The organism is Thermotoga caldifontis AZM44c09, assembly GCF_000828655.1.
GTDB lineage: Bacteria > Thermotogota > Thermotogae > Thermotogales > DSM-5069 > Pseudothermotoga_A > Pseudothermotoga_A caldifontis.
This window is the reverse complement of sequence record NZ_AP014509.1, coordinates 1,373,130-1,397,479: the sequence shown is the minus strand read 5'-3', so window position 1 is coordinate 1,397,479 and position 24,350 is coordinate 1,373,130. Positions and strand designations below refer to the sequence as shown.

General features: G+C 52.2%; 21 protein-coding genes. 11 read left to right on the top strand and 10 right to left on the bottom strand.

The annotated features are described in order from the left end of the window. Window positions 1-77 precede the first annotated feature (77 nt). Together TSP01S_RS06975 and TSP01S_RS06970 are read left to right on the top strand one after the other, a co-directional pair. Window positions 78-425 carry an ArsR/SmtB family transcription factor gene (locus TSP01S_RS06975; protein WP_041077383.1) on the top strand — a complete coding sequence of 116 codons (348 nt, stop codon included), beginning with the start codon at window positions 78-80 and terminating at the stop codon, window positions 423-425. A 7-nt stretch (window positions 426-432) separates the two neighbouring features. Beyond that, window positions 433-2,337: a heavy metal translocating P-type ATPase gene (locus TSP01S_RS06970; RefSeq protein ID WP_052463539.1), complete on the top strand. Its 1,905-nt coding sequence runs from the start codon at window positions 433-435 to the stop codon at window positions 2,335-2,337. Here the strand turns inward: TSP01S_RS06970 and bgaS are convergent. From bgaS to TSP01S_RS06950, 4 genes are read right to left on the bottom strand one after another with little or no spacing between them, the layout of a single operon-like run. Beyond that, window positions 2,288-3,769, bottom strand: coding sequence for a beta-galactosidase BgaS (bgaS, locus tag TSP01S_RS06965; RefSeq protein WP_041077382.1), 1,482 nt, complete (start codon window positions 3,767-3,769; stop codon window positions 2,288-2,290). The genes TSP01S_RS06970 and bgaS overlap by 50 nt on opposite strands. 13 nt (window positions 3,770-3,782) lie before the next feature. Next, window positions 3,783-5,060, bottom strand: coding sequence for an MFS transporter (locus tag TSP01S_RS06960; protein ID WP_041078589.1), 1,278 nt, complete (start codon window positions 5,058-5,060; stop codon window positions 3,783-3,785). 16 nt (window positions 5,061-5,076) lie between these two features. Beyond that, entirely contained in the window at window positions 5,077-7,026 is a 1,950-nt protein-coding gene (locus TSP01S_RS10180) for an HD domain-containing phosphohydrolase (RefSeq protein ID WP_070098362.1), read from the bottom strand. Window positions 7,027-7,059: 33 nt separating this feature from the next. After that, window positions 7,060-7,890: a DMT family transporter gene (locus TSP01S_RS06950; protein ID WP_041077381.1), complete on the bottom strand. Its 831-nt coding sequence runs from the start codon at window positions 7,888-7,890 to the stop codon at window positions 7,060-7,062. A 218-nt stretch (window positions 7,891-8,108) separates the two neighbouring features. On the opposite strand from TSP01S_RS06950, the gene TSP01S_RS06945 reads away from it, so the two are divergent. Then, window positions 8,109-9,443, top strand: coding sequence for a cyclic 2,3-diphosphoglycerate synthase (locus TSP01S_RS06945; protein ID WP_231848536.1), 1,335 nt, complete (start codon window positions 8,109-8,111; stop codon window positions 9,441-9,443). A 220-nt stretch (window positions 9,444-9,663) separates the two neighbouring features. Here TSP01S_RS06945 and miaB read toward each other — a convergent pair whose 3' ends face one another. The 6 genes from miaB to TSP01S_RS06915 form a co-directional block, all read right to left on the bottom strand. Further along, window positions 9,664-10,962: a tRNA (N6-isopentenyl adenosine(37)-C2)-methylthiotransferase MiaB gene (gene miaB, locus TSP01S_RS06940; protein ID WP_041077379.1), complete on the bottom strand. Its 1,299-nt coding sequence runs from the start codon at window positions 10,960-10,962 to the stop codon at window positions 9,664-9,666. A 27-nt stretch (window positions 10,963-10,989) separates the two neighbouring features. Then, window positions 10,990-11,790 (bottom strand): 30S ribosomal protein S2, encoded by an 801-nt coding sequence (gene rpsB, locus TSP01S_RS06935; protein WP_041077378.1) that lies wholly within the window; start codon window positions 11,788-11,790, stop codon window positions 10,990-10,992. 155 nt (window positions 11,791-11,945) lie between these two features. Beyond that, on the bottom strand, window positions 11,946-13,223 hold the full coding sequence (locus TSP01S_RS06930) for a lactate racemase domain-containing protein (protein ID WP_041077377.1): 1,278 nt from the start codon (window positions 13,221-13,223) through the stop codon (window positions 11,946-11,948). A 15-nt stretch (window positions 13,224-13,238) separates the two neighbouring features. Further along, window positions 13,239-14,063 carry an SDR family oxidoreductase gene (locus tag TSP01S_RS06925; protein WP_041077376.1) on the bottom strand — a complete coding sequence of 275 codons (825 nt, stop codon included), beginning with the start codon at window positions 14,061-14,063 and terminating at the stop codon, window positions 13,239-13,241. A 16-nt stretch (window positions 14,064-14,079) separates the two neighbouring features. Next, the gene (locus TSP01S_RS06920; RefSeq protein WP_041077375.1) at window positions 14,080-15,552 is read right to left on the bottom strand and encodes a tagaturonate epimerase family protein; all 1,473 of its coding nucleotides are present in this window, start codon (window positions 15,550-15,552) and stop codon (window positions 14,080-14,082) included. A gap of 14 nt (window positions 15,553-15,566) precedes the next feature. After that, window positions 15,567-16,331, bottom strand: a complete 765-nt coding sequence (locus TSP01S_RS06915; protein ID WP_041077374.1) for a DeoR/GlpR family DNA-binding transcription regulator — start codon at window positions 16,329-16,331, stop codon at window positions 15,567-15,569. Between the two features lie 217 nt (window positions 16,332-16,548). Here TSP01S_RS06915 and iolM point away from each other — a divergent pair, with 217 nt between their 5' ends. The 8 genes from iolM (at window position 16,549) to TSP01S_RS06875 (ending at window position 24,304) form a co-directional block, all read left to right on the top strand. Further along, a complete protein-coding gene (iolM, locus tag TSP01S_RS06910; protein ID WP_041078586.1) occupies window positions 16,549-17,736 on the top strand; it encodes a scyllo-inosose 3-dehydrogenase in 1,188 nt (395 codons plus the stop codon). Window positions 17,737-17,749: 13 nt separating this feature from the next. Beyond that, window positions 17,750-18,736: a Gfo/Idh/MocA family protein gene (locus TSP01S_RS06905; RefSeq protein ID WP_041078585.1), complete on the top strand. Its 987-nt coding sequence runs from the start codon at window positions 17,750-17,752 to the stop codon at window positions 18,734-18,736. 2 nt (window positions 18,737-18,738) lie between these two features. Further along, window positions 18,739-19,707: a 3-dehydro-scyllo-inosose hydrolase gene (iolN, locus tag TSP01S_RS06900; RefSeq protein ID WP_041077373.1), complete on the top strand. Its 969-nt coding sequence runs from the start codon at window positions 18,739-18,741 to the stop codon at window positions 19,705-19,707. 45 nt (window positions 19,708-19,752) lie between these two features. Next, window positions 19,753-20,682, top strand: a complete 930-nt coding sequence (locus TSP01S_RS06895; RefSeq protein ID WP_041077372.1) for a sugar ABC transporter substrate-binding protein — start codon at window positions 19,753-19,755, stop codon at window positions 20,680-20,682. A 69-nt stretch (window positions 20,683-20,751) separates the two neighbouring features. Next, on the top strand, window positions 20,752-21,714 hold the full coding sequence (locus tag TSP01S_RS06890; protein WP_231848535.1) for an ABC transporter permease: 963 nt from the start codon (window positions 20,752-20,754) through the stop codon (window positions 21,712-21,714). Beyond that, window positions 21,711-22,457 (top strand): ATP-binding cassette domain-containing protein, encoded by a 747-nt coding sequence (locus TSP01S_RS06885; RefSeq protein WP_041077371.1) that lies wholly within the window; start codon window positions 21,711-21,713, stop codon window positions 22,455-22,457. Before TSP01S_RS06890 ends, TSP01S_RS06885 begins: the two co-directional genes overlap by 4 nt. 9 nt (window positions 22,458-22,466) lie before the next feature. Beyond that, window positions 22,467-23,315: a PfkB family carbohydrate kinase gene (locus TSP01S_RS06880; RefSeq protein ID WP_171816811.1), complete on the top strand. Its 849-nt coding sequence runs from the start codon at window positions 22,467-22,469 to the stop codon at window positions 23,313-23,315. Further along, window positions 23,312-24,304: an ABC transporter substrate-binding protein gene (locus TSP01S_RS06875; protein ID WP_041077370.1), complete on the top strand. Its 993-nt coding sequence runs from the start codon at window positions 23,312-23,314 to the stop codon at window positions 24,302-24,304. The genes TSP01S_RS06880 and TSP01S_RS06875 overlap by 4 nt, the downstream gene beginning before the upstream one ends. The last annotated feature ends 46 nt before the right edge of the window (window positions 24,305-24,350 follow it).

The window sequence follows — 24,350 nt, the reverse complement described above, 5'->3', positions numbered from 1 at the left end:
TCCCCACAGAAGTGGTACGCTGCGTGTTTTTGTGGTACAATAACAATTGAACAGTTGTTCAAAAGTGAGGTGGATTTGTGAAGGACACCTGTGGCGAGAAACACGAACGCAGAGAACTCGTTGAGAAAATCAAGCGTGAGTTCGAGCCCAAAGAGATCGTCGAGAACATGGTGAAACTGCTCCGTGCGTGCGCCGACGAAACGCGTTTGAAAATACTCCTCGCGCTTTCCAAATCCGATCTGTGCACCTGTGACCTGTCGAACATACTTTCACTCTCCACTTCCGCGATATCCCACCAGCTGAGAGTTTTAAAGTTGTCGAACCTCGTGGATGCACAGCGTGTTGGAAAGCAGGTTGTTTACAGACTGAAAGACAAACACGTGCTCGAGCTCATCTCTTCCGCTCTCGAGCACGCGAAGGAGTGAGTGTACGTTGGACAACTGCAGCGTCTGTCACGTTCACCACGAAGAAGAGGAACATCATTTTCGGGATCTGGTGCTGTTGATCGCCTCCGGTGTGATCCTTCTGGTCTCCGTGTTCGCGAAGACACCGTGGCTCGCTGTGGTGGCTTATCTTTTATCAGGTTGGGAAGTGCTGAAGAGGGCGCTGGTGAATTTTTCAAAGTCGAGGTTCTTCGACGAAAACAGCCTGATGAGTGTTGCGAGCGTGGGCGCCATCGTTCTGAAGGAGTTCCCGGAGGCAGCCACGGTGATGGTGCTCTACAGAATGGGCGAGTTGATAGAACACTACGTGTTCGAGCGGTCGAACAGGGAAATGAAAAGACTGCTCAGTGAATCACCGAGGTACGCGTGGAAGATCGAGCAGGGTACGATCAAGAAAGTTCGTGTGGAAGAGTTGAAGCCTGGAGACATCGTTTTGGTGAGGCCCGGTGAAAAGGTGCCGAGCGACGGTGTTCTGGTGGAAGGAACGGCCCAGATCAACGTGTCACACCTGACGGGGGAACACCTGCCACAGTCCGTGTTCGAAGGCGAAAAAGTTTTTGCGGGCTCCATTGTGGAGAGCGGCACCGTGAAGGTTCAGATTTTGAAAGAGTACTCAGAATCATCGATGGCAAAGGTTACCGAACTGGTTCAGAAAGCTCAGGAAAGGAAAGCAAAGGCGGAGAGGTTCGTCACGAAGTTCGCGAGGTACTACACACCAGCTGTGGTCGTGAGTGCGATCGCGTTGACGGTGGTACTCTTTCTCTTCGCACGACTCAGCTTTTCCGAATCTCTTTACAGATCTCTCGTTCTGCTCGTGATTTCCTGCCCGTGTGCCCTGGCGCTCAGCGTACCTCTGACCTACGTGGCGGCACTCGCTAAAGCTTCCAGAAGGGGTATATTCGTGAAAGGTGCACAGTATTTTGACACGATCGCGAGCGCCAAGAACGTCGTCTTCGACAAAACCGGAACACTCACCGAGACTGACCCAAAGCTTGTGCGCGTTGAACCTCACAACGGTTTCTCGAAAGACGAAGTTCTCTTTTTCGCGGCGCATGCGGGTTTAGGTTCGAACCACCCACTTTCGAGAGCGCTTTCTGGAGAGCTCAGGGTGAGCGCGGAATTTTTAAAGGAAGCCAGGGAATTTCCGGGCCTCGGAGTGAGAGCGATCGTGAGGGACAGGCTCGTGCACCTCGGCAACGACAGGTTCCTGCATGAAGAAAACATCGATCATCCTGAGAGCGTTTGCAGAAGCGACGCGAAAATGGTCAATCTGTGCATCGACAGAAAATACGCAGGTACGCTTGTTTTCAAAGAGAGGTTGAAAGAAACAGCACAGGAAGCGGTCAGTAAGTTGAAGAAGGCAGGTTTGAAGGTGTACGTCATGAGTGGAGATAGAAAGGGTGCGGTGCGGGACGTGGCGGAGGAGTTGAAACACGTTGAATACTTCGCAGAGCTGAAACCAGAGGACAAGCTGACGCTCCTGGAGGAAAGGATCATGAAAGACGGTACCACGGTCTTCGTGGGTGATGGCATCAACGATGCGCCGGCACTCTCACGGAGCGATGTCGGTGTAGCGATGAACTCGCTCGGGAACGACGCCGTGATGGAGATCGCCGACGTTGTGTTGATGAACGCAGAGCCGATCCAGGTCTGGCAGCTGTTTTCGATCTCAAGGAAAACGAGGAGTATCGTTGTTCAGAACATCGTCTTTGCGATCGGTACGAAGGTGTTGTTCATATTACTGGCCGCGACGGGTAAAGCCACGATGTGGCAGGGTGTCTTCGCCGACACGGGTGTGATGGTCCTGTGCGCTCTGAACTCGTTGAGATTGTTCTTCGATCGCTTCAAACGTCCTGTTTCCAAATCTGGTACGGTGACTGCAGATAGTTTCTGAACTTCTCCGTGGACAGATCTTTCACGATCTCTCTGAAGATGTACATCGAAGGCCTCGGGGTGTACGCCTTCGTCTGGTAGTTCGTCTCGGCCAGGCCGAACCTCATGTGGTAACCCTTCGCCCATTCGTAGTTGTCGACTATCGACCAGTGCAGATACCCTTTGACGTTCACACCCTCCTCGATCGCCTTCTCGACGGCGTGCATGTGTGCCACAAGATGGTAAGGCCTGAGCCAGTCCCGCGCGTCGGCCAGACCGTTCTCCGTCACATAGATGGGCAGCGCGTAACGTTCGTTGAAAGCACGCAGGAGTTTCAGCAGACCTTCGGGATAAGTTTCCCAGCCGAAGTCACTCACGGGCCTCGCATCTTTCGAGAAACCAGCTGGCTGGCACGCGTAACCGTAGCCCGGCACGATGGACCAATTCATACTCACAGGACCGAAGCTCAGTTCCTGTGGCGATCTCTGGATCACGGTACGCGTGTAATAGTTCAGTCCGATGAAATCGAGTCTGCCCGCCAAATCTTCCCTCGTCTGGAAGAACATGGCCCCGCTGTGCAGGGCGTCGAGGAAGAAGAAGTTCATGAAATGGGTCACGCTCTCTTCGAGTTCGACGTCGCCGTTCGTCGATTCGTACACCGATGCCGAGTAGATCAGGCCAATCGGCTTTTTCGTCAATTTCTTCATCGCATCGTAGGCACGCGCGTGCGCGACGATCTGGTTCACGAAGCTGCTGAAGAATTTTTCTGTGTCGAAGATTCCAGGCGGAAAACCGGACACGCTCATTACGTAGCCCATCTGACTCACAACGTTCGGCTCGTTGAAGGTACTGTACATGTCGATGAGATCGTCGAACTTCCAGACGACGTACGCAGCGAATTTCGCAAATTCGATGATGCTGTTTTCACTCGCCCATCCGAGTTTATCGGTCGGTTGTCTTCTGTGCACGGCGATCGGATCGTGCAACCAGACAGGCAACGTGAAATGGATGAGATTGACGAAAACTTTCAAACCTCTCTTTCTCATGTCCGAGAAGATCTCACGGTAATGCTCCACCGCTTCTCTGCTGGCGAGCTCGTCCAGTTGCTTTAGGGCCCGTTCGTCGATCCGCACCGACACGATCCCAGATTCGGTCCGTTCGACTCCAACTTTCACGTCGAACGTGGGATTGGGAAAAATGCGGGACCACTCGATGTTCGTTCGAAGAACGTTCATTCCGAAATCGCTTGCGAGTTTGTGGATCGTGGGGAAGTTGTACCAGTAACCCACGCCGTACTCGGGCAGATGTCCGCTCACGACGCCGTTGATGAGATTTTCAGGTTCTCTCACCCACACGAACCAGTCCGTGTTGGCATCGGTATCGCCCTTCGCGTAACCCATCTCGACCTGAAAACCTGACATCGACGCTCCGAAGAGAAAATCCTTTGGAAACATCTTTCACACCCCCTCATCCCTTCATCTGTTGGGCCAGAAGTTCCATGCGAGACTCGAGCGATTCGACGTCCTTGGCGAATTTGAAAACGAGTAGGAAAAGGAAGAAAGAACAGATCAGCCAGAAGTACGCCGAAACCTTCATCGCTGCACCGAGAGACCCGAGCCCGACGGACAGCAAGCCACCTATCCATCTTCCGATACCCGTACCCAAGGAATCGGTGAGGTTGAAGATAGAAAAGATCCTGCCCCGATCCTGAGGCTCGTTCACGTTCAGCAGCATCATCTTCACGTTTGGACCGGTGAGGCTGTCGGTGAGCGAGGCGAGCAATCCGAGCAGCATGAGAACGTAAAGCCCGGAGTTGGTGGTGTTCGAGTAACTGAATGTCAGCACCGTCAACCAGACTCCGATCGCCGTTGTCAAACTGCAGAAGAGAGGCACGGTGGATTTCGATCTTTTGTACAGCATCGCACCGATCCAGCCACCAACGATGGTACCGAGTATGTTCCCGACACCGAAGACGATGAACACGAGAGTCGCGAGCTCCACAGAGAGTCCCCTTTCTCTTCTGAAGAACTCGACGAGAAAGTAAGGTATCGCACCCCAGGGGATGGTCCCAGCTATACCTTGCAAGAAGAGAAGCAGATTCGTCTTCACCCTCACGAGCTTGGCGTAATCTTCGAGCTTCGGCATCTTGGGATACGCGTATCCCGCCCTGACCAGCTCTCCTATGCCTTTTTCGAAGGCTCCTCTCGCAGGTTCCTGAAGGACGAACAGTGCCACGATGGCCAGCACCACGTTCGGCAGTGAGACCAGCACGAAAGGTATGCGCCATCCGAAGGTAGGACCCACGAAACCGCCCACGATCATGCCCAGAATGTTCCCGACACTGATCGCCGCGCCCATGAGTGCCGCAACTTTGGCGCGGTTCACTTCATCGAACATGTCACCGATTAAGGAGAAAACGATCGGGAAGGACGCACCGACACCGATGCCTGTGAGTATTCTCCAGAAGAAGAACTGTCCGAAATTCATGGAGAACGCCGTCATGAAGCAAGGAATTTCCCCAACGAGTATGGAATAGATCAGCAGGCGTTTTCGACTGTATCTGTCCGCGAAATAACCCCACACAAGGCTGATCACCGCACCTATCACGGTGAACACCGCACCGACGAGCCCTATCTGTGCATCGTCCACACCGAACTCTTCCTCGATCTTGCCTATGTTCGGAGACATCACCATTTGATCGGCGTTCAGAAGGACGATGAGTATCACGATGAAGAACATGGACAGGGCCACGCGAGACTTTTCACCTTTCAAGAACGATCACCCCTTCTTCGGCGAGTATTTCAAGAAAGATTTTGACCAAATCCGGGTCGAACTGTTTAGCGACGTTGTCCAGAAGTTCAGACACTGCTTTCTCAATGCTCAGTGCTTTCCTGTAAGGTCTGTCTGAAGTCATCGCTTCGAATGCGTCAGCGATGCTTATGATCCTGGAGCCAATGGGAATCTCTTCACCGAGCAGGCCGTCTGGATATCCATTGCCGTCCCATCTTTCGTGGTGATGCCGGACTATCCTGGCAACCTCTTCCAAACCCTTGATGCGCTGTAATATGTTGGCCGCAACTACGGGGTGCTGCCTGACGAGCGCGAGCTCTTCTGCCGAAAGTTTCGCAGGCTTGTTCAGAATCGAACTTGGAACTGCGAGCTTGCCAAGATCGTGCACCAAAGCGGCGCACGCGATGAGCTGGGTTTCCCGCTCTGTGAGTCCAAGTTTTCTGGCCATCTTGACGGCGTAGTCTCGAACCGTTTCGGAATGCTTTGCGGTGTATTGCTCGTGGAACTCGAGCGCCTGAAGGAAGGCACGCGCAACCCCCTCACTCAACGAAGCTAAAGTTTCTTCGTGCCTCTTGAGCTTCACGTACATGTTCAGCACCGAATAGAGTGCTTTGATGAGATCTTCCTCTACCATCTTCGAGGAAGAATCGTTGTAGAAGAAGAGAAGGGAAATTCCCGTATCTTTCGATCTGTAACACACAGCCTTCGTCTGGGGTAGTGACAATGTTTCCTTCGCCAGTTCGACGAGTTCCTCATCGTTGAGCTGTAGCGAGCAATTCAATTTCGTTCGTTTGATGGTGCCATCTTCGAGGACGTAACACTCATCATCGTCGATCAGCACCGTGGTGGCAACAGGTTCGAACCTGTGTGCGGCGAACAGGAAGCTCGAATAGAAGTCTTCATGTGGTGTTTCTGGCGAGACGTTTGAAAGAAAGCCCAGCATGTTGCTGAACCTCTTCATCGAACTTTCGAGCTGGGTGTACGCGTTTTGAAGTTGTTCATTCAACGCGGCAAGTTCCTGTTGTTGTGCGAAGATCTCTTCGTTGTACTCCTTCAGCTCCTCGTTCGCCTTCTGTAGCTGTCTGGTCCGCTGTTTCACTAAAGCCCTCAGACTCAGCGACCAGGCGGCGAACAGTACCAGACCCACACCGACTATCAGGAACAGTGTCGCCAGCCAGGCAGGAACGACTCCTTTCTCCACACCGAGGTACTTCGCGAGCAGTTCGTTGTAGTTCTGGTAGTTGCTTTTGAGTTTTCGCAGGTACTCGTCGATTTTTTCTATCAGAACGCTGTTCAGCTCGGCTCCCTTCGGAAAAGCGAATCTCAGTTCAACGGGTGAAAAGATCGTTCCGGTGATCTTCGCATCGAATTTCTGGTGATTTTGCGCGGCGTATATCCTGCTCACCACACCGCCCACGGCACGTTTTTCCTGAACTGCTCTCAGCACGTCTGGATAATCCGGTACTTCAAGCCAGTTCACAGACACCGAGTAACGCTGTATCTCTTTCATGAACGCTTGGCCGTACACGTCGCCTTTCGAGATCGCGATCGTCTGGCCGGCGAGGTCGGTTATGTCCCCGTAGTCAAAACTCTTGTGAACGCACAGTACCCCCCAGTTCAGTAACAGTGCTTCCGTGTTGTAATCGTATAGCTTCTCCCTTTCCTGTGTGTAGGCGATGGAGACAAGCAGGTCTATCTTGCCGTCTTTCAGATTCTCAAGATGTTCCGGGAAGGTAGCGAAGACGTATTCCAGTTTCCAGCCGTTCTCCTCAGCGATCTTCTGGAGCACTTCGATGTACAGACCCGCAGGTTGGCCGTCTTTGAGGAATACCTGCGGTGGATTGTCGTAGATTCCCACTTTTATGGAGAGGGCGAAGGAAACAGAACAAACAATTAAGCAAAGCAGGAGTGCTCGTTTCACCCATTTTACCTCGTTTACGATGATACCACATTTTCATTTCAAAAACAAAGACACCACCACGATCGCGGTACCAACGATTTTCTGAACATTCATCGTTTCAGACAGCAGCAGGAGCGCCAAGAGGCTCGCAACAACCGGTTTGAGGTAGAAGATCACGCTGGTCTTCACTGGACCGAAACGCTGAATGGCCTTGAAGAAGGTGACGTAGGCAACACCTGTCACGCCGATACCTACATAGAGCAGGATAAAAGTTTCAGGCCACGTCAAGTGTGGTAGTGAAAGTCTACGAAAGATGGCGAGCAGAACGCCATAAACGACACCGGCAGAGAAGGTGGACACAGCTGTGGCGAGCAGTGCACCGTACTTGCTGGAGAAATCTTTCATCAGGACGGTGTAGAGCGCGAAGCTGATCGCCGCCAGAATTCCACAGATTATTCCGAAAGTGCTGTCTCCTGAAACGTTTGCAGAAGACAGAACGATTACACCCAGCGCACCGAGCGCCATCGCGAGCCATTTCTTCTTGCTGATCCTGTCCTTCCCAAGGAGCTGGGCAAAAACACCCACGAACAGAGGGTTCATGGCGACCAGTGTCGCTGCGGTGGAGGCGTTCGAATATTTCACGGACAACTGGAGTAGGCTCATCGATATTACACCGTTGAGGCATCCAACGAGTGCGAGTTTGGGGAAATCGTTACGCTCTGTTCTTCTCTTTGAGAGGGCGGCGAGCAGGATCAAAAAAGTTCCACCAACGATGAATCTGAAAAAGGTGAGGAAGAAAGGATCGACTCTTCCAGATATGGGTTTGGTGACGACCTCGAGGGAAGAGAAGAACAGGAGTGTGACCAGCAGATAAAGATAGTGCACCGTTCATCACCTCTTCGCTCGCTGAACAGAGTATATCAAAAAGTACACGGCGAAGCATACTCGCGCATACGTGAGCATACTCAAAAAACTGGTATCTGACCAGGAACTAATCGCTCGTCGAAGACGATACACAGTTAGTTTCGTGCGTGACAAAGGTGAGCTTACTTGGTATATTAATCCAGGCACAAGGAATCACGAACCGGTAGGAGGTGTTGAAGGTGCGTAAACGCGTCATCATCATGGGTGCAGCAGGTAGAGACTTTCACAACTTCAACGTTTACTTCAGGGACAACGAAGAATACGAGGTTGTGGCCTTCACGGCAACACAGATACCCGACATCGAAGGCAGAGTATACCCACCAGAACTCGCAGGGAAGCTCTATCCGAACGGCATACCGATCGAGCCAGAGTCCAAACTCGTCGAACTGATCAAGAAATACAACGTGGACGAGGTAATCTTGGCTTACAGTGACCTGTCGCACCAGTACGTGATGGAAAGGGCTGCAATCGTTCTCGCAGCGGGCGCAGATTTCAAACTCATGGGTCCGACGCACACGATGCTCAAGTCGAAGAAGCCGGTTGTGGCAGTCTGTGCCGTGAGAACAGGCTGTGGTAAAAGCCAGACGACGCGACGCGTTCTCGACATACTCAGATCCAGAGGCCTGAAGGTCGTATCGATAAGACATCCCATGCCGTACGGAGATCTCGTGGCGCAGAAGGTTCAGAGGTTCGCCACTTACGAGGATCTGGACAAGCACAAGTGCACGATCGAGGAGAGGGAGGAGTACGAACCCCACATAGATAGAAGGTCTGTGATCTATGCTGGAGTTGATTATCAGGCCATACTGGAGAGTGCCGAAGCTGAGAACCCAGACGTGATTCTGTGGGATGGTGGTAACAACGACTTTCCGTTCTACAAACCCGATCTGTTGATCGTGGTTGCAGACCCGCACAGGGCTGGTCACGAGGTTTCTTACCATCCAGGAATGACCAACCTTCTGATGGCCGATGTGATAGTCATCAACAAAGAAGAAACCGCCGCACCGGAGGCGATAGAAACGGTGAGAAAGAACATCGAAAAGTGGAACCCGAGAGCCACAGTGATAGATGCGGCATCACCGATATTCGTCGAAGATCCTGGTTTGATCAAAGGAAAGAGGGCTTTAGTGGTGGAGGACGGTCCAACTCTAACGCACGGTGAGATGCGTTATGGGGCAGGATTCGTGGCGGCGAAAAAATTCGGCGCGTCACAGATAGTCGACCCGAGACCCTACGCTGTAGGTTCCATTCTGGAGACTTACAAGAAGTACACGCACCTGGATTTGATACTGCCGGCGATGGGTTATGGAGAAAAACAGATAAGGGAACTGGAAGAAACGATAAACAGAGCCGAAGCCGATGTGGTGATCATCGGTACGCCGATCGATCTGCGGAGGGTGATGAAACTCAACAAACCTGCCGTAAGGGTGAGGTACGAGTTGCAGGAAATAGGAAAACCCAATCTCGAAGATGTGCTCGATCGGTTCATCGCAGAGAAGGTTCGAAGGGTTTGAACCGTTTGAAGGGTTGGGACGTCGATAATAGTGGAAGGAAAGCTAGACCAGTTTGGTCAGAGATTTGTTAACACAAACGTTGTCACACAGGAACATAAACTGATAGATAATGTAACTTGTAACCCTTACAATGTAGTTGGAAACTGAACACAGGAACCCCCCTATCCCCCTTGAGATACACCCCCCACGGCTTTGGCGGGCCCACCAGGGCCCGCATTTTCTATTCCTTCCTTCCGTAGACCGGACCGGCCGTCGTTCTTTCCACCTTGACGCGAACGGTCTCACCATTTCTGAGTTCTTCATCACTCGTGAAGATCACGATCTTGTTCCTGATGTCCCGGCCGTAGTACGAACCATCCTTAGTTCTACCTTCGACGATGATCTCGACAGACCTGCCGAGGTAAGCTCTGTTCAGCTCTGCGTTGATCTGCTTTTGAATTTCCAGAAGTTCGTTCAATCTTTTGATCTTCACGCTCTTAGGCACATCGTCTTTGAAGTATTTCGCGGCCACCGTGCCCGGCCGGGGAGAATAGACGGCGAGGTTGAGGCGTTCGAACTTCGCTCTCTTGACCAGATCCACCGTTTGCCTGTAGTCTTCTTCGGTTTCGGTTGGAAAACCAACGATGACGTCGCTGCTCACAGAAACGTCCGGAATCTTTGAACGTATCTTTTCCACGAGTTCCAAAAACTGTGCCGACGTGTAGCGACGGTTCATCATTCTCAGGATGCGATCGCTGCCGGACTGCACCGGTATGTGGAACGACTTCGCAGCCTTGGGGTTCTCAGCGACGGTTTCTATGAGTTCGTCGGTGATGTCGGTCGGATAAGAGGTCAAAAACCAAATCCTTCTGATCTGTTCGAATTTGCTCGCTTCTTCGATGAGTCTCGCGAGGCTCGTACCGTCTTTCAAGTCTTTCCCGTACGCATCAACGTTCTGGCCGAGGAACGTGATCTCGATGGTGCCTTCAGCGATCAGCTTCTCGATCTCTTTCAGCACGTCGCTCATCGGCCTGCTACGCTCACGACCGCGCGTGTACGGTACGATGCAGTAGGTGCAGAATCTGTTGCAGCCGTGGATGATGGTTATCCATGCGTGGTGTTTCACGGTACGGAACCTCGGCAAGTCTGCGTTCAGCAGGGGCACTCTGTCTTCCAGATGGATGGGTTTTTCTCCCGCGGCGGCGCGTCTCAGCACATCGGCTATATCCACTATGGAACGTGAGCCGATCACGAAGTCAGCACCGAGTGCTATCAATTCTTCTCCTTCGAGGTTGGAACCACAACCCGCCACACCGACGAGTTTTATCTTTCCTTCCTTCTTCAACTTTACGAGCTGGCCCAATGCAGAATGGTATTTGTCCTGAGATTTCTGTCTCACCACACACGTGTTCAGTATGACCACATCGGCAAGTTCCACCTGATCGACGATTTCAAAACCTTCTTTCAGCAGTATTCCAGCCATGACTTCTGTGTCGTTCTCGTTCATCTGGCAGCCGTAAGTCTTGAAGTACACCTTCATATAGAAAAGAGGGGGACCGATCCCCCCTCATTCTTCCTCCTCTTCGAGATCGGTGTCCTCGAAAAGGTCCGAGATGTCTATTTCGCTTTCTTTCTCTTCGGCTGCTTCCGTCTTGGGCTGCTGTGTTTCGGGTTCTGCGAACGAGACACCTTCTCTACCTTCCAGATAGGCGTCCGCAATCTTCGAAACGATCAGTTTGATCGATCTTATCGCGTCATCGTTGGCCGGGATCACGTAGTCGATGGGATCAGGATCGCAGTTCGTATCGACGATCGCAACGACCGGTATACCAAGGATGTTTGCCTCGGCCACCGCGTTCTTTTCTTTGCGCGGGTCAACCACGAACACGATGTCCGGCAGTCTTTCCATGCCCTTGAGACCACCGAGGTTCTTGCGAAGCTTTTCGAGCACTTTCCTCAATCTGCTCTGTTCTTTCTTTGGCAGCTTCGCCAGTTCTCCGCTCTCTTCCATCTGCTCGATCTCGACGAGCTTGTCGATCCTCGACTTGATCGTCTTGAAATTCGTCAGCAGACCGCCGAGCCACCTGTTGTTGACGTAGAACGCTCCGCACCTTTTGGCTTCTTCTTCGATGACTTTTTGTGCCTGTTTCTTGGTCCCGACCATGATCATGGTTCCGCCTTCGCTCGCCTTGGATCGAACGAACTCGCACGCTTCTTCGATGAGTTTGAGCGTCTTCTGCAGATCGATTATGTAGATTCCTTTTCGGCTGCCGTAGATGTACGGCGCCATCTTGGGATTCCAGCGTCTGGTACGGTGACCAAAGTGCGCTCCTGCTTCCAGCAGCTGTTTCATCGTGACAACCGGCATCAGAACACCTCCTGATTTGGTTGAAACTTCCGCCTTCGTCATCTCCCTCGCCGACCCCGTGACGGGGCACCGAGGCTCGGGATCGGAAGGCGTGCTTTTTGAGCCAAGATATTATTGCGCGCCAATGTTAAATGCTGGTTTTCATAGAATGAAACTCATTGTCCTTTACGGAGTTCGTAGAGAAATTTCCCTCCGTGTTCTATCCACAGCGAATCTTCGTCCATGAAATCTTCACGCCGTATCGACTGGTACGGTCTGTAACCCAGCGACACGGCCTCACAATCTTCCTTGCTTATGCTCGTGGCGAGCGTGACGTTGAACAGGAACTCTTCCTTGCCAGTGATCGGATCGTACTTCCCATCGCCACGCACGTTTATCACGTGTGCCGCAACGTTTCTGTCGAAATTGGGGTGTTTTTTCAGGAATTCCTTCACGTAGTCTTTGCAGTGATAGCCTATCTGCCTTATGGCCTGGTCCATCTGTTTGTTGGAATGGAATATTTTTATGTGCGGTGCGTAGATGATGATTTCACCACCTGGTTCTATCACGCCGGGCCGTTGCAGTTTGTAAGACCCTTTACCTGCAGTCCAAACCTCGTCGTAGTTCTCATCTATGACCTGCACGGCGCGCTTGACAGGCTTGTCTATGTAGACGATGTGCACCTGCTTGCTCGCCTCAGCTGCGCGTCTGTAAGCCTCAAGGGCGCCTTCGAAACCTTCTCCAGAGTACAATCCCTTCGCCACAACACCCGAATCGGTTTCCTCGTAGACCATGTTGTAGAAAATGACGTCAGATCGTACCTTTTTGAAAGCCAGTTTGCTCGCCTCGTTGATCACGTCTCGAGCCGGATTGTCCACGAGTCCGATCAGTCTGGGGATACCGATCAGCACCGCGGCCCAGTGGAAAAGTCCCACAACGTCGGGGCCCGCGATGCCCGGTATGATGGACTTCAGCCCACCGGAAAAGCCAGTCGATTCGTGTGGCGACGTTCCACTCAGCACGATGATGAGATCGTACTTTTCGAAGAAGAGTTTGTTGAGCGTGACGGGGAAGGGCTGCTGAAGGTCTCCCATCGTTTTCTCGCTGACGAATTCGGCGCTCAGTTCGCCCACGTAAAGCAGGGCGTTGGGATTCGCGTACTCGTGGTTGAACATGACCAAATCTTCTTCGAGCAGGCCCAGTTTCTTTCTGATCTCCTTTTCCGTCATGGCTCTGTGTGTTCCACTCGCGTTGAGCGTGTGAAGGACCTTCAATCCCCTCTTCTTCAATTCTCTGTAGATGATCGGGACGAGCACGTGTGAAAAATCCACGCGCGTGTAATCTGGATGGATGAGCAAGACTTTTTCGAGCTTTCTGTCAGGTAGCGTCGACTCGACGAGCTGTTTCAATTCCGTTTCGTTGAGTCTGTCCTGCAACTTTTCTACGTATTTCATTCCAAACACCTCTGCTCACACACCGGCGTACGCGTTGAAGCCTCCGTCGATTGGGATGACCGCACCTGTGACGAACTTGGAAGCGTCCGAAGCGAGCCACACGCAGGCACCGATCAGGTCTTCAGGATCGCCGAACCTACCCATGGGTGTGTGTTCTATGATCGCTTTACCTCTCGGTGTAAGGTTGCCCTGTTCGTCGAGCAGGAGGTATCTGTTCTGGTTCGTCAGGAAGAAACCTGGTGCGATCGCGTTCACCCTGATCTTCTTGCTGTACTCCAGAGCCAGATGCACGGCGAGCCATTGCGTGAAATTGCTCACGGCAGCCTTGGCTGCGGAGTATCCAAGTACCCTCGTTAGTGGCCTGAAGGCTGACATCGACGATATGTTGATGATCGAACCGCCGTCGGGGTTTTTCACCATCGTCCTTCCAAACACCTGAGACGGTAGTATCGCGCCTCCGAACAGGTTCAGACCCACCACTTTCTGGAGTGCTTCGAGGGGTATGTCGAAGAAGCTCAGCTGAGGCGACGTTGTGGCTTCGGGCATGTTTCCACCCGCAGCGTTTATGAGCACGTCGACTTTTCCAAAATCTTTGAGTATCTCGTCGTGCGCTTTTTTGATACTCTCGACGTTCATCACGTCCATGTAGTAACCCTTAGCGTTCAGACCTTTTTCTCTGAACTGGCTCGCCCTCTCTTCGTAATTTCTGATGTCACATATGGCGATGCTCGCACCGAACCTTGCCATGCCCTCACCTATCGCAGATCCTAAGATGCCTGCCCCACCGGTGATGACGACAACCTTACCTTCGAGACTGAAAAGCTTGTAGGCCTCGTTCATGCCACTCACACTCCTTTCATACTCCTAAGAGTTTCAGATGCTTTCCCAAATGAGTTCTCAAAAACGCGTAGTGGTCAGTCTCGTGTTCGAACAACACTTTCATTATACGCTCTTTGAAAAGGCTCTTGCCATCTTTTTTCGCAGTCAAAACAGAACCGTAGGTTATGTGTATCAACTGTCTGCTGTCTGGTTGATCGAGAAGATGAACGAGCTCATCATCGCTGAGACTGTCAACGTCCGGAATCTTGGAAAGATCGGTTGTAACGTGGTAAGAGGCTCTGTCCTGTTCAAACCTGGAAAGAGCGAACTTGTGAATCTCCCTGTACAGATCCGGTGCAAATTTCGCAACCACCCTGATGGCTTCCAAGTAGCTCGTTCCTGCGGTTTTCACGTGAACCGTTCCTTCCGTCTTTTCTGCCAGGATCGGGTAAACGCTGAACTTGTCACTACCGGAGTGCAGAGAGAGCTTATAACCTGTGAACATTTTCACGATGGCGACGTGCTTGTCGAGTTCTTCCGCAAACAGATCGATATCACCTATGTAGTCGATGCCCTTCTGCCACTCACCGGGGAACCTCAGTGCGAGCGTCTGGAATTCGACACCGCGTCTCACCAGTTCCTGTACGAAGAAGATGTGCGCGAGTGGTGTCGTGGGCAGGGACGTTTCGTCTATCGAAACTTCGAGGTCGAAACTTCCACCGATGGTAGCTCTCAACGCCTTGTAACATTCTTCCACATGATCGATCGCGTCGATGTAGGTCACGAACAGTTCAGCAAATTCTTCCTCGTCGAACGTCAATCTTTCTCCGAGGATTGTGAAACTCTTCCCGACGTAACGCGTCTCTATAGCACGTCTCAAAGGATGTTCTTCATAAAACCTTGCGAGCTCTCTTCTATCGAACTTCGCGGGATCTTTGATGTGGTCCGACGGATCGATCGTGAACATGGTGTAGCCAACACGCGCGGCCTTCTCCAGATCTTCGATCTTTTTCACATGATCCGCATCCGCGCCAAAAAGCCCATCGTAACCGCTCTCGAACACGCCCCAAATGGCACTGTACAGCACATCCGACCACGTTCGTTCAGTTCGTGTGATTTCCCTCACCGATTGCTGTGCGAACACGGGGAAACACTTTTCTTTGTTCACACACTGAGCATGGGCAGCCGTGGCGACACCGAGCCTGTCTCCAAAACCGAAGGACAGCTTCATGGTGCAGGTCGCTGGTTTGAGTGAGGGAAGAAACTCCGTGAGGGTTTCACAGTTTTTATTGTTCATCGGGCAGAGAAGGACGTCGTCCTGTTCGATCTCTCCGATCTTCTGTCCTTCGAAACGCTCACATATTCCCCTCTTGCCGATCACCACGAGGTACTTGGAACGATCGTCCCGGACCAGGAAGAAGGTGGCGTCTCTGGTTTTTCTCACAGACGAAGCGTAAGGTTTCATCCTGAATTGGGTCAATCGCTCGAAGCGCTGAAGAAAATCAGACATCCAACCAGCTCCTTTCATACTTTGTAAACCTGAACACCTTTTTCGATGAGAAATCTTTCAACTTCTTCGGGAATGCCCATGTCCGTTATGACGCCATCGATGTCCTCCGGCATAGCGAAAGAAGCGAACGCGCTCCTGTGGAATTTCGTTGAATCGGTCACGATGTAAACTTTCGAAGCACTCTTGATCATCGCCTTCTTGACGTCCGCCTCCACGATGCTTGGTGTCATGAAACCCTTTTCGATGGAAAAGCCCGTGGTACCGAGGAACGCCTTGTCCACGTTGATTTCCTCCAGGAACCTGAGGGCCCAGGGTCCAACGAGTGAGAGACTGTTCTCTCTCACAACACCGCCGAGCACGAGTACCTCAACGCCCTGTTCGATGAGCTTCGCCGCGATGAAGACGTTGTTGGTGACCACGGTTATGGAGGAAAAGTCCGCATGCCTCAACTCGTAAGTTACGTAATAGTTGGTACTGCTGCTGTCCAGTATGACTGTGTCTCCGTCTTCTATGAGAGACACAATCTTTTTTGCGATGCGTCTTTTTTCGGCCTCTTTCTGGTGTATTTTTCTCAGGAAATTCCACTCGGACCTGGAATGATCCGCAAGGATGGCCCCACCGTGCGTTCTCACGATCGATCCGTTGGATTCCAGAAACTCGAGATCCTTTCGTATGGTTACACTGCTCACGTTGAACTTCTCGACGAGTTCCTGCACCGTTACTTTGCCTTTTCGTTTCAAAATGTCGAGGATCATGTTCCTTCTTTCCTCGGTGAACACGCTTCTAACCCCCTCGAGATTATAGCACCAACCTTGCGAAAGGAAAATTCGAAATCGAATGAAACGTGGTGTAATTGTACGCAATGAAAAGGAAGCAAAAGAAAATTAGAACGAAAGCTACTTTAAGTGGCGTTAACGGGAAATTTTGACGGTTGGAAACGTGTTCACAGTGGTATAAACTTCATAATAGGGTGTTGGGCAGATGGGAGGGACGAGGATGAAGGCGGTCAGATTACATGCCAAGTGGGATCCGAGGCCTGGATTCAAGCTTGGACCTAAGGACGTTGAGGGAAAAGTCTGCTGGCTTGGCAGCAAGGTCTGGAGGTATCCTGAGGTCCGGGTCGAGGAGGTGCCCGAGCCAAAAATCACGAAGCCAACGCAAGTCCTTGTGAAAGTGAAGGCCTGTGGCATCTGTGGAAGCGATGTGCACATGGCTCAAACCGACGCAGAAGGTTACATCCTCTATCCTGGCTTGACAGGTTTTCCAACGACGCTGGGCCACGAGTTTTCGGGCATCGTCGTTGAAGCTGGTCCTGAGGCGATAAATAGAAGAACAAACAAACGCTTCGAACCCGGTGAGCCTGTGACATCAGAGGAGATGTTCTGGTGCGGACACTGCAGACCGTGTGCTGACGGTTATCCGAACCACTGTGAGAACCTCCATGAAATGGGCTTCGACGTTGATGGAGCGTTCGCTGAATACATCGTACTCGAATCGAAGTACCTCTGGAGTTTGAAAGAGCTCGAAGGGGTCTATGAAGGTGATCGTCTCTTCCTGGCGGGCAGTCTGGTGGAACCAACGTCGGTTGCGTACAACGCAGTTATAGAAAGAGGTGGTGGCATAAGACCGGGCGACAACGTGGTGATCCTGGGTGGTGGACCCATCGGACTCGCGGCGGTGGCCATACTCAAGAGGGCTGGTGCGGCAAAGGTGATACTTTCCGAGCCATCGGCGACACGGCGGAACATCGCAAAGCAGCTCGGAGCGGACGTTGTGATCGATCCAACGAAGGAGAACTTCGTGGAAGCGGTACTTGACAGCACGAACGGTATGGGTGCGAAACTGTACCTCGAAGCGACGGGATTACCACAGGTGGTGTGGAAAGACATAGAGGAGGTCATCTGGAGGGCGAGGGGGATCAACGCAACGGTGGTCATCGTTGCGCGTGCGGATGCGAAGATACCACTCACAGGTGAGGTGTTCCAGGTGAGACGTGCTCAAATCGTCGGTTCTCAGGGTCATTCTGGGCACGGCAACTTCCCGAGGGTGATCAGTCTGATGGCCACCGGAATGGATATGACGAAGATCGTATCGAAAACCATCAGTATCGAAGAGGTGCCCGAGTACATAAAGAAGCTCCAGACTGACAAGGAGCTGGTGAAGGTAACGATGCTCAACCCGTGAGGAGTGAGGAATGATGGACAAAGTGAAGATCGGTGTTGTAGGAGCAGGTTTCATCGGACAGGTTCATCTCGAGATCCTCTCGACCTTTCCAGATGTTCAAATCGTTGGTGTGGTGGATGTGGAAAAGGGCAGAGCCAAAGCAGTTGCGGAGAGGTTCAGTGCGAAGGTTTATGACAGTCTGAAACAGATGCGTGAAGCCGGTGTCGAGGCCGTTTACATCACCTCACCGAACAGAACCCATTTCGACTACGCGATGCAGGCGCTCGAGCTGGGGTTCAACGTTTTTTGCGAAAAGCCGATGACGATTTCTTTGAAAGACGCGATGGAACTTGAAAGGAAGGTCAAGGAGAAAAGCGTCGTTTTCCAGGTTGGCCACAACAGGAGGTTCGCCTACGTGTACAAGTTCATGAAGCAGAAGATCGAAGAAGGCCTGGTCAAGCCGTTGTCGTTCCAGATAAAGATGAACCGGGGAGAGCTGCTGAATCCTCCGTGGACGAGTGACCGTAACTACACCGGAGGTTTTCTGTTCGAGAGCACGATACATCTGTTCGACATGGTCAGATGGCTTTTTGGAGAAATCGAAGAGATGTACGTGCTCGGTAAGAAGAGCGTCTATCCGGATATAGATGACTGGGCCATAGCGATGCGACTCAAAAATGGACTGATTGGAACCTTCACCTCCTGCGCCCACGCGAGCTGGATGATCCCGTTCGAAAGAGTTGAAGTGTACGGAGAACACAACATGCTCATGAACGAAGAGATGGAGAAGGTTCACTTTTGTAAAGGATTGGGTAAGGAAGTTGAGAGTCACGATTTCATGAAAGTCGATTTCAAAGAGAAATGGGGTTACGTGGAAGAAAACAGACTTTTCATCGACTGCGTCAAGGAGAAAAAGACACCCCCTGTCACTGTTTGCGACGGTGTTGCGGTGATTCGAATCATAGACGCTTGCTACAAGGCTGTTGAGAGCGGAAACGCTCACGTACGAATGGAGGGATGACGATGGCCAAGTGGCAGATACCTCCCGAAGGAGGTCATATGGAAAGACCGACCGGCGTTTACTTTCAGACCATGACGATGAAACAAATACAAGAGAGATTGAAGAAGTGCGATCTTTTAATCATTCCGGTTGGGAGCACAGAGAACCACGGTCCCAACGCACCTACGGGTGAAGATACGTTCCTCGTAACGCGCATGGCGGAACAGGTCGCGCTCAAAACAGGATGCACGGTTGCGGAACCCATCTGGTACGGATTCCATCCGTACCATCACATCGGTATGCCCGGAACAGTGCCCGTCAAGGATGAGGCGTTCATCGATTATTTGGTGAGCGTCATCGCAGGGTTCTGGAACAGTGGTTTCAGAAAACAGATTCTTCTGAACGGCCATGGTCAGGAGTTCGTCATACCAGTGGCGATACACAAGTTCGCGAAGATATTCCAGGTGCCAGCGATAATCGTGAACGTGAACTGGTACCACGCGATCCAGGACAAGTTCAAGACCAAAGAGGAAGGTGGACCGTACGAAACGAGATTCATACACGCCGACGAAGTGGAGACTTCCTGGAGTCTGGCGCTCTTCCCGGAGTTCTGCCATCAGGAATGGGCAGTGGATACCCAGCCGCGCGGTTATCTACCTGAGGGTCACATCGACAAAGCAGGAAACCTGCTTCACAGACCGATCGCTTGGTACGGTCACGTCGGTGGAGGACCCATAGAAGTCGTCGCTTACCCGGAAGGTGTCGTCGGGAAAGCCACAGCCGCGAGCGCCGACAAAGCTAAAGAAGGTGTTGAGGCGTTGCTGGACTATCTCGAGAAACTCGTTAACGACATAATGGAAAGGTTCCCGGCAGGTAAACTGCCTCCAGCGCACGAGTTATCGCAGAGACCGAAAGAAGAACTCGAATCTGTGCTCAAAGAACCCTTGACACCTGGCTGGAGAAGTATATACAGCATCGGTAACATGTGGTGATCGAAATCCGGGCGCCATGAGCGCCCGTTTCGAGGGGGGATACTTGTGAGAAGGTTGCTTGTAGTGTCAATGGTTCTGCTTGCGGTCGCAGCTTTCAGTTACACGTTCTACGTGGTGTCACATGGTGGTCCTGCGGATCCGTTCTGGGGCGTGGTCATGAAAGGTGTCAAGGACGCGGCAGAGAAGTTCAAAGTCGAGGCTGTGTATCTTGGACCTGAGAAGTTCTCGCTCAAAGAGTTCATCGATTTGGTGAATGCGGCGATCGCCAAGAAACCTGACGGACTCGTAGTAACGATAACCAACCCAGTGGCCCTGGATGAACCACTCAGACGTGCGATCGAGATGGGTATACCCGTCGTGGCGATCAACGTTCCCGATGACAGACCTGTCGATCAGAAAATACCCTATCTGTGCTACGTTGGCATGGATGAATACCTCGCCGGGGTTTACGCCGCCAGAAGAATGCTGCAGGAATTCACCCCGAAACGTGCCGTGATAGCGATCCACGAGCCGGGTCACGCGGGACTCGAGGCAAGGGCGAAGGGTATCATGGATGTATTCAAAGAGAAAAAGATACCAGTTGAAAAGCTGGACATCACCACGGATCCAACCAAAGCCTTGACTCTGTTGAAGAGTTATCTCGCGAAGTATCCAGACACGGACGCCATCTTCACCCTCGGACCACTCGGTGCACATCCGGCGATCCAGCTTGTGGAGGAGGAAAAACTCGTCGGCAAGGTCAAGATAGGTGCCATCGATTTGACAACGAAAATCACCGACGCGATCAAAAAAGGTGTGGTCGTTTTCACCATTGACCAGCAGCAGTATCTGCAGGGTTATTTGCCCATCGTGTTCCTGTACCTTTACAAGGAGTACGGGTTGATCCCACACGAGAACGTGCTGACCGGTCCATCCATCGTGGACAAGAGCAACGTCGACATCGTCGAGAAAACTGTGCAGCTTGGCTATCGCTGATCCAAGCTGAACGTTTTGAGAAAGAAGGGGTGGTCCTTCGACCACCCCATTCTATGGGAGGGAAGATCTTTGACAAAGGAAAAGGTGATTCTTGAATCTTTGAGAATAAAAGAGTTTGGGGCCATCGTCGGTGTGGCCATTTTTCTGGTCATGTTCTCGCTTTTGTCGAACAGGTTTCTAACCGCCGAGAATCTTTTCAACACACTCACGATGGCTGCAGAGCTCGGCATCATATCGATTGGAGTTGCAATGCTGATCATCAGTGGTGAATTCGATCTGTCTGTTGGATCGGTGTTCGCTGTCGCACCGATGGTTTTTGCAACCATGATCAACGCGAATTTGAATCCTTATTTTTCGCTGCTTGCCGCCCTGCTGGTCTGTGTCGGTATCGGTGTGGTGAATGGTACCGTCACGCTGAAAACCGGTATCCCATCTTTCATAACGACGCTCGGCATGATGATGTTCTGGCGGGGCATTCTGCTCGCGGTAACGGGTGGTTTTCCTATCATATTGTCTCGTCGTGTGGACATGCTTCAGTATCTCGGCGGAAGGGTTGTGGGTGGTTTGAGATATTCAGCAATCTGGTTCTTAATTCTGGCGTTCGTTTTCTGGATCGTACTCGAAAAGACAAGATTTGGAAACTGGGTGTTTGCAACCGGTGGAAATCCTGGAGCCGCAAGAGCCCTCGGAATCTCGACAGATCGCGTCAAGCTCACCAATTTCATCTTCTCGTCCGTTCTCGCAGGTTTCTCGGGTCTCACAACGTTCGCAAGGTTCAGGCTGGTCGATCCCACGTTCGGTCAGGAACTGGAACTCGAGGCGATCGCGAGTGCGGTGATGGGAGGCACGCTTCTGACGGGTGGCTACGGCAGCGTGGTGGGGGCGTCCATAGGCGCGTTCATGATAAGTATGGTTCGAAACGGGCTGGTGCTGGCAGGTGCTCCGGCCTACTGGTACAGGGCCTTCATCGGTGTCATATTGATCGTCGCGGCAGTGATCAACGCACGCATCAGAAAGAAGGTGGCCGGATGAGTTACCTGGTCGAAATGAAGAACATATGGAAGAGTTTCGGAAGAGTTGTAGCGCTCAAGGGTGTTGACTTCGCCGTGGGTCACACGGAAGTTGTTGGATTGCTGGGTGACAACGGCGCCGGGAAGTCGACGCTCGTAAAGGTCCTGGTGGGTTACTATCAGCCCGACAAAGGTGAGATCTACTTCGAGGGTCGACCCGTGAAGTTCAACTCACCACGCGATGCGCGCGAGCATGGTATCGAGACCGTTTATCAGGACCTCGCGCTGGTCAATCTGATGCCGCTCTGGCGCAACTTCTTTCTGGGTAGGGAGATCGTGAGAGGGTTTGGACCGTTTCGATATTTGGACAAGAAGAAGATGAGAAAGATCGCACGTGAGGCACTCTCAGACATAGGAATAAGCGTGCGGAGCGTAGACGACACGGTGGCTTTTCTCTCAGGTGGTGAGAGGCAGGCCGTCGCCATAGCCAGAGCGTATCACTTCGGAGCCAAGCTTCTGATACTCGACGAACCCACCGCGGCGCTCTCGGTTGGTGAGACGAAACGCGTGCTCGAACACATACTCGAGGCAAAGAAAAGGGGCATATCGGTCGTGCTCATCAGTCACAACATCTACCACGTTTATGAGGTCGCTGACAGGCTTGTGATTCTGGAACGTGGAGAGAAAATCGGCGATTACAAACGCGAAGAAGTCACACCGAAGCAGGTGATGGAACTCATAGCTGCCGCTGCGGGAGTCAAATGAGGTGATCGGGTGGCGAAAATCACGTTCGTTGGCCATGTTTCCAAGGATATCAACAAGACATCAAGCGAAACCGTCGTCGTGCCGGGAGGAGGAGTCTTCTACGGTTCGATCGCGGCGGAAAGACTCGGTGTGCAGTGCGTTGTGGTAACGAAGGTGTCGAGCCGGGATGTTTCGTTGTTCAAACCGATCGAAGAGGCTGGCGCAGAGCTGATCGCACTGACCAGTCCTCAAACCACTACGATAGAGAACGTCTATCCTTCGGACAACCCCGACGAAAGGATGAGCCGTGTCCTCCACAGGGCAGACCCCTTCGAAGCGACCGATCTGGTTCATGTGAGAACAAACGTGGTAGTTGTCAGCGCACTGTGGCACGGAGAGTTTCCAGAGGAACTCTTGAAGCAGTTGCGTCAACGGGTTGACATGCTCGTTGCCGATGCTCAGGGCTTTCTGAGGAACGTACTTGAGGATGGCAGGATGGTCTATCACGACTGGCAGGATAAAGAAGAGCACCTTCCGCTCATCGACGTTTTCAAAGTCGACAGCAACGAAGCCTACATCATGACTGAAGAAAAAGACTTAGAAAGGGCGTGCAAAGTCCTCTCAGACTTCGGAGTGAAGATCGTGCTCGCAACACACAAGAATGGGGTCGTCGCGTTCGATGGCGGAGATTTCTACCGGGCGAATTTTTCGGAATACAAGATGTTGGGTCGTACAGGTCGAGGTGATACATGCTTAGCGAGCTTTCTGGCAGCCTTGTTGACTGGAAAAAGTCTGAAAGAAGCCGTTGACCTCGCGGCGAGAGTAACCTCGGTCAAGATGCAATACGCAGGACCGTACAGAGGGGGTGAGGTTGTATGAGGAAAATCGTCTCGATCGGATTGATCCTGTTGCTTGCGTTTGTGGGATTGGCAGCCGAAAGAGTCCTGCACATGTACACCGCACTGGACGAAAATGAATGGCCCATCTACGTGAAGGCGTTCGAGCGGGCGACGGGAATCAAAGTCGAGGTGGTCAGGTTGTCCTCCGGAGAGCTACTCGCGCGCGTTGAGGCCGAATCGAAGAATCCTCGGGCGAGCATTTGGTTCGGCGGACCCGCAGTGGATCAGATCGCGGCCAAGAAGAAAGGGTTGCTCGCACCGTACAAATCTGCGATGACAGAGAAGGTTCCGGAGAGCTTGAAGGATCCTGAGGGTTACTGGGTCGGGATCTACTTCGGTGCCATCGGTTTTGCGAGCAACACGGAAATCTTGAAGAAACTCAAGGTGGATCCGCCCACGTCTTGGTACGACCTTTTGAAACCCGAATTCAAGGGTTTGATCTCGGTGGCGCTCCCGTACACCTCCGGTACAGCCTACACGATCTTAGCATCCTTGATAGCACTGATGGGTGAAGATGAGGCGTTCGAATACTGGAAAAAGCTCGACAAGCAGATCCAGCAGTACACGAAGTCCGGTTCCGCACCAGTGGTGCAAGCTGGGCTTGGCGAAGCTGCCATTGGTATCGCGTTCGCCCACGACATCATCGCGAGGGGTATCGCCAAGGGTTATCCGCTGGTGCTGACGTTCCCGAAAGAGGGAACAGGGTACGAGATAGGGGCCATGTCGATCATCAAGGGTGGACCAGAACCAGACCTCGCAGCGAAGTTCATCGACTGGATGCTCAGCGTCGAGGCTCAGAACTTGATGAAAGAGTGGTACAGGCTGCCAGCAAATCCCGAAGCCGAAGTCGCCGAAGGCGTCATCAGGCTCGAGGAAGTCAAGCTCGTCCCGATGGACTTCGAATACTTCGGTAAAGAAAAAGACAGGTTGATCGAACGCTGGAAAGAAGAAATCGAATACAACAGGTGAGTATGAGGCTGGCGCGCGTCTGCGCGCCAGCTCGTCAAGGAGTGCG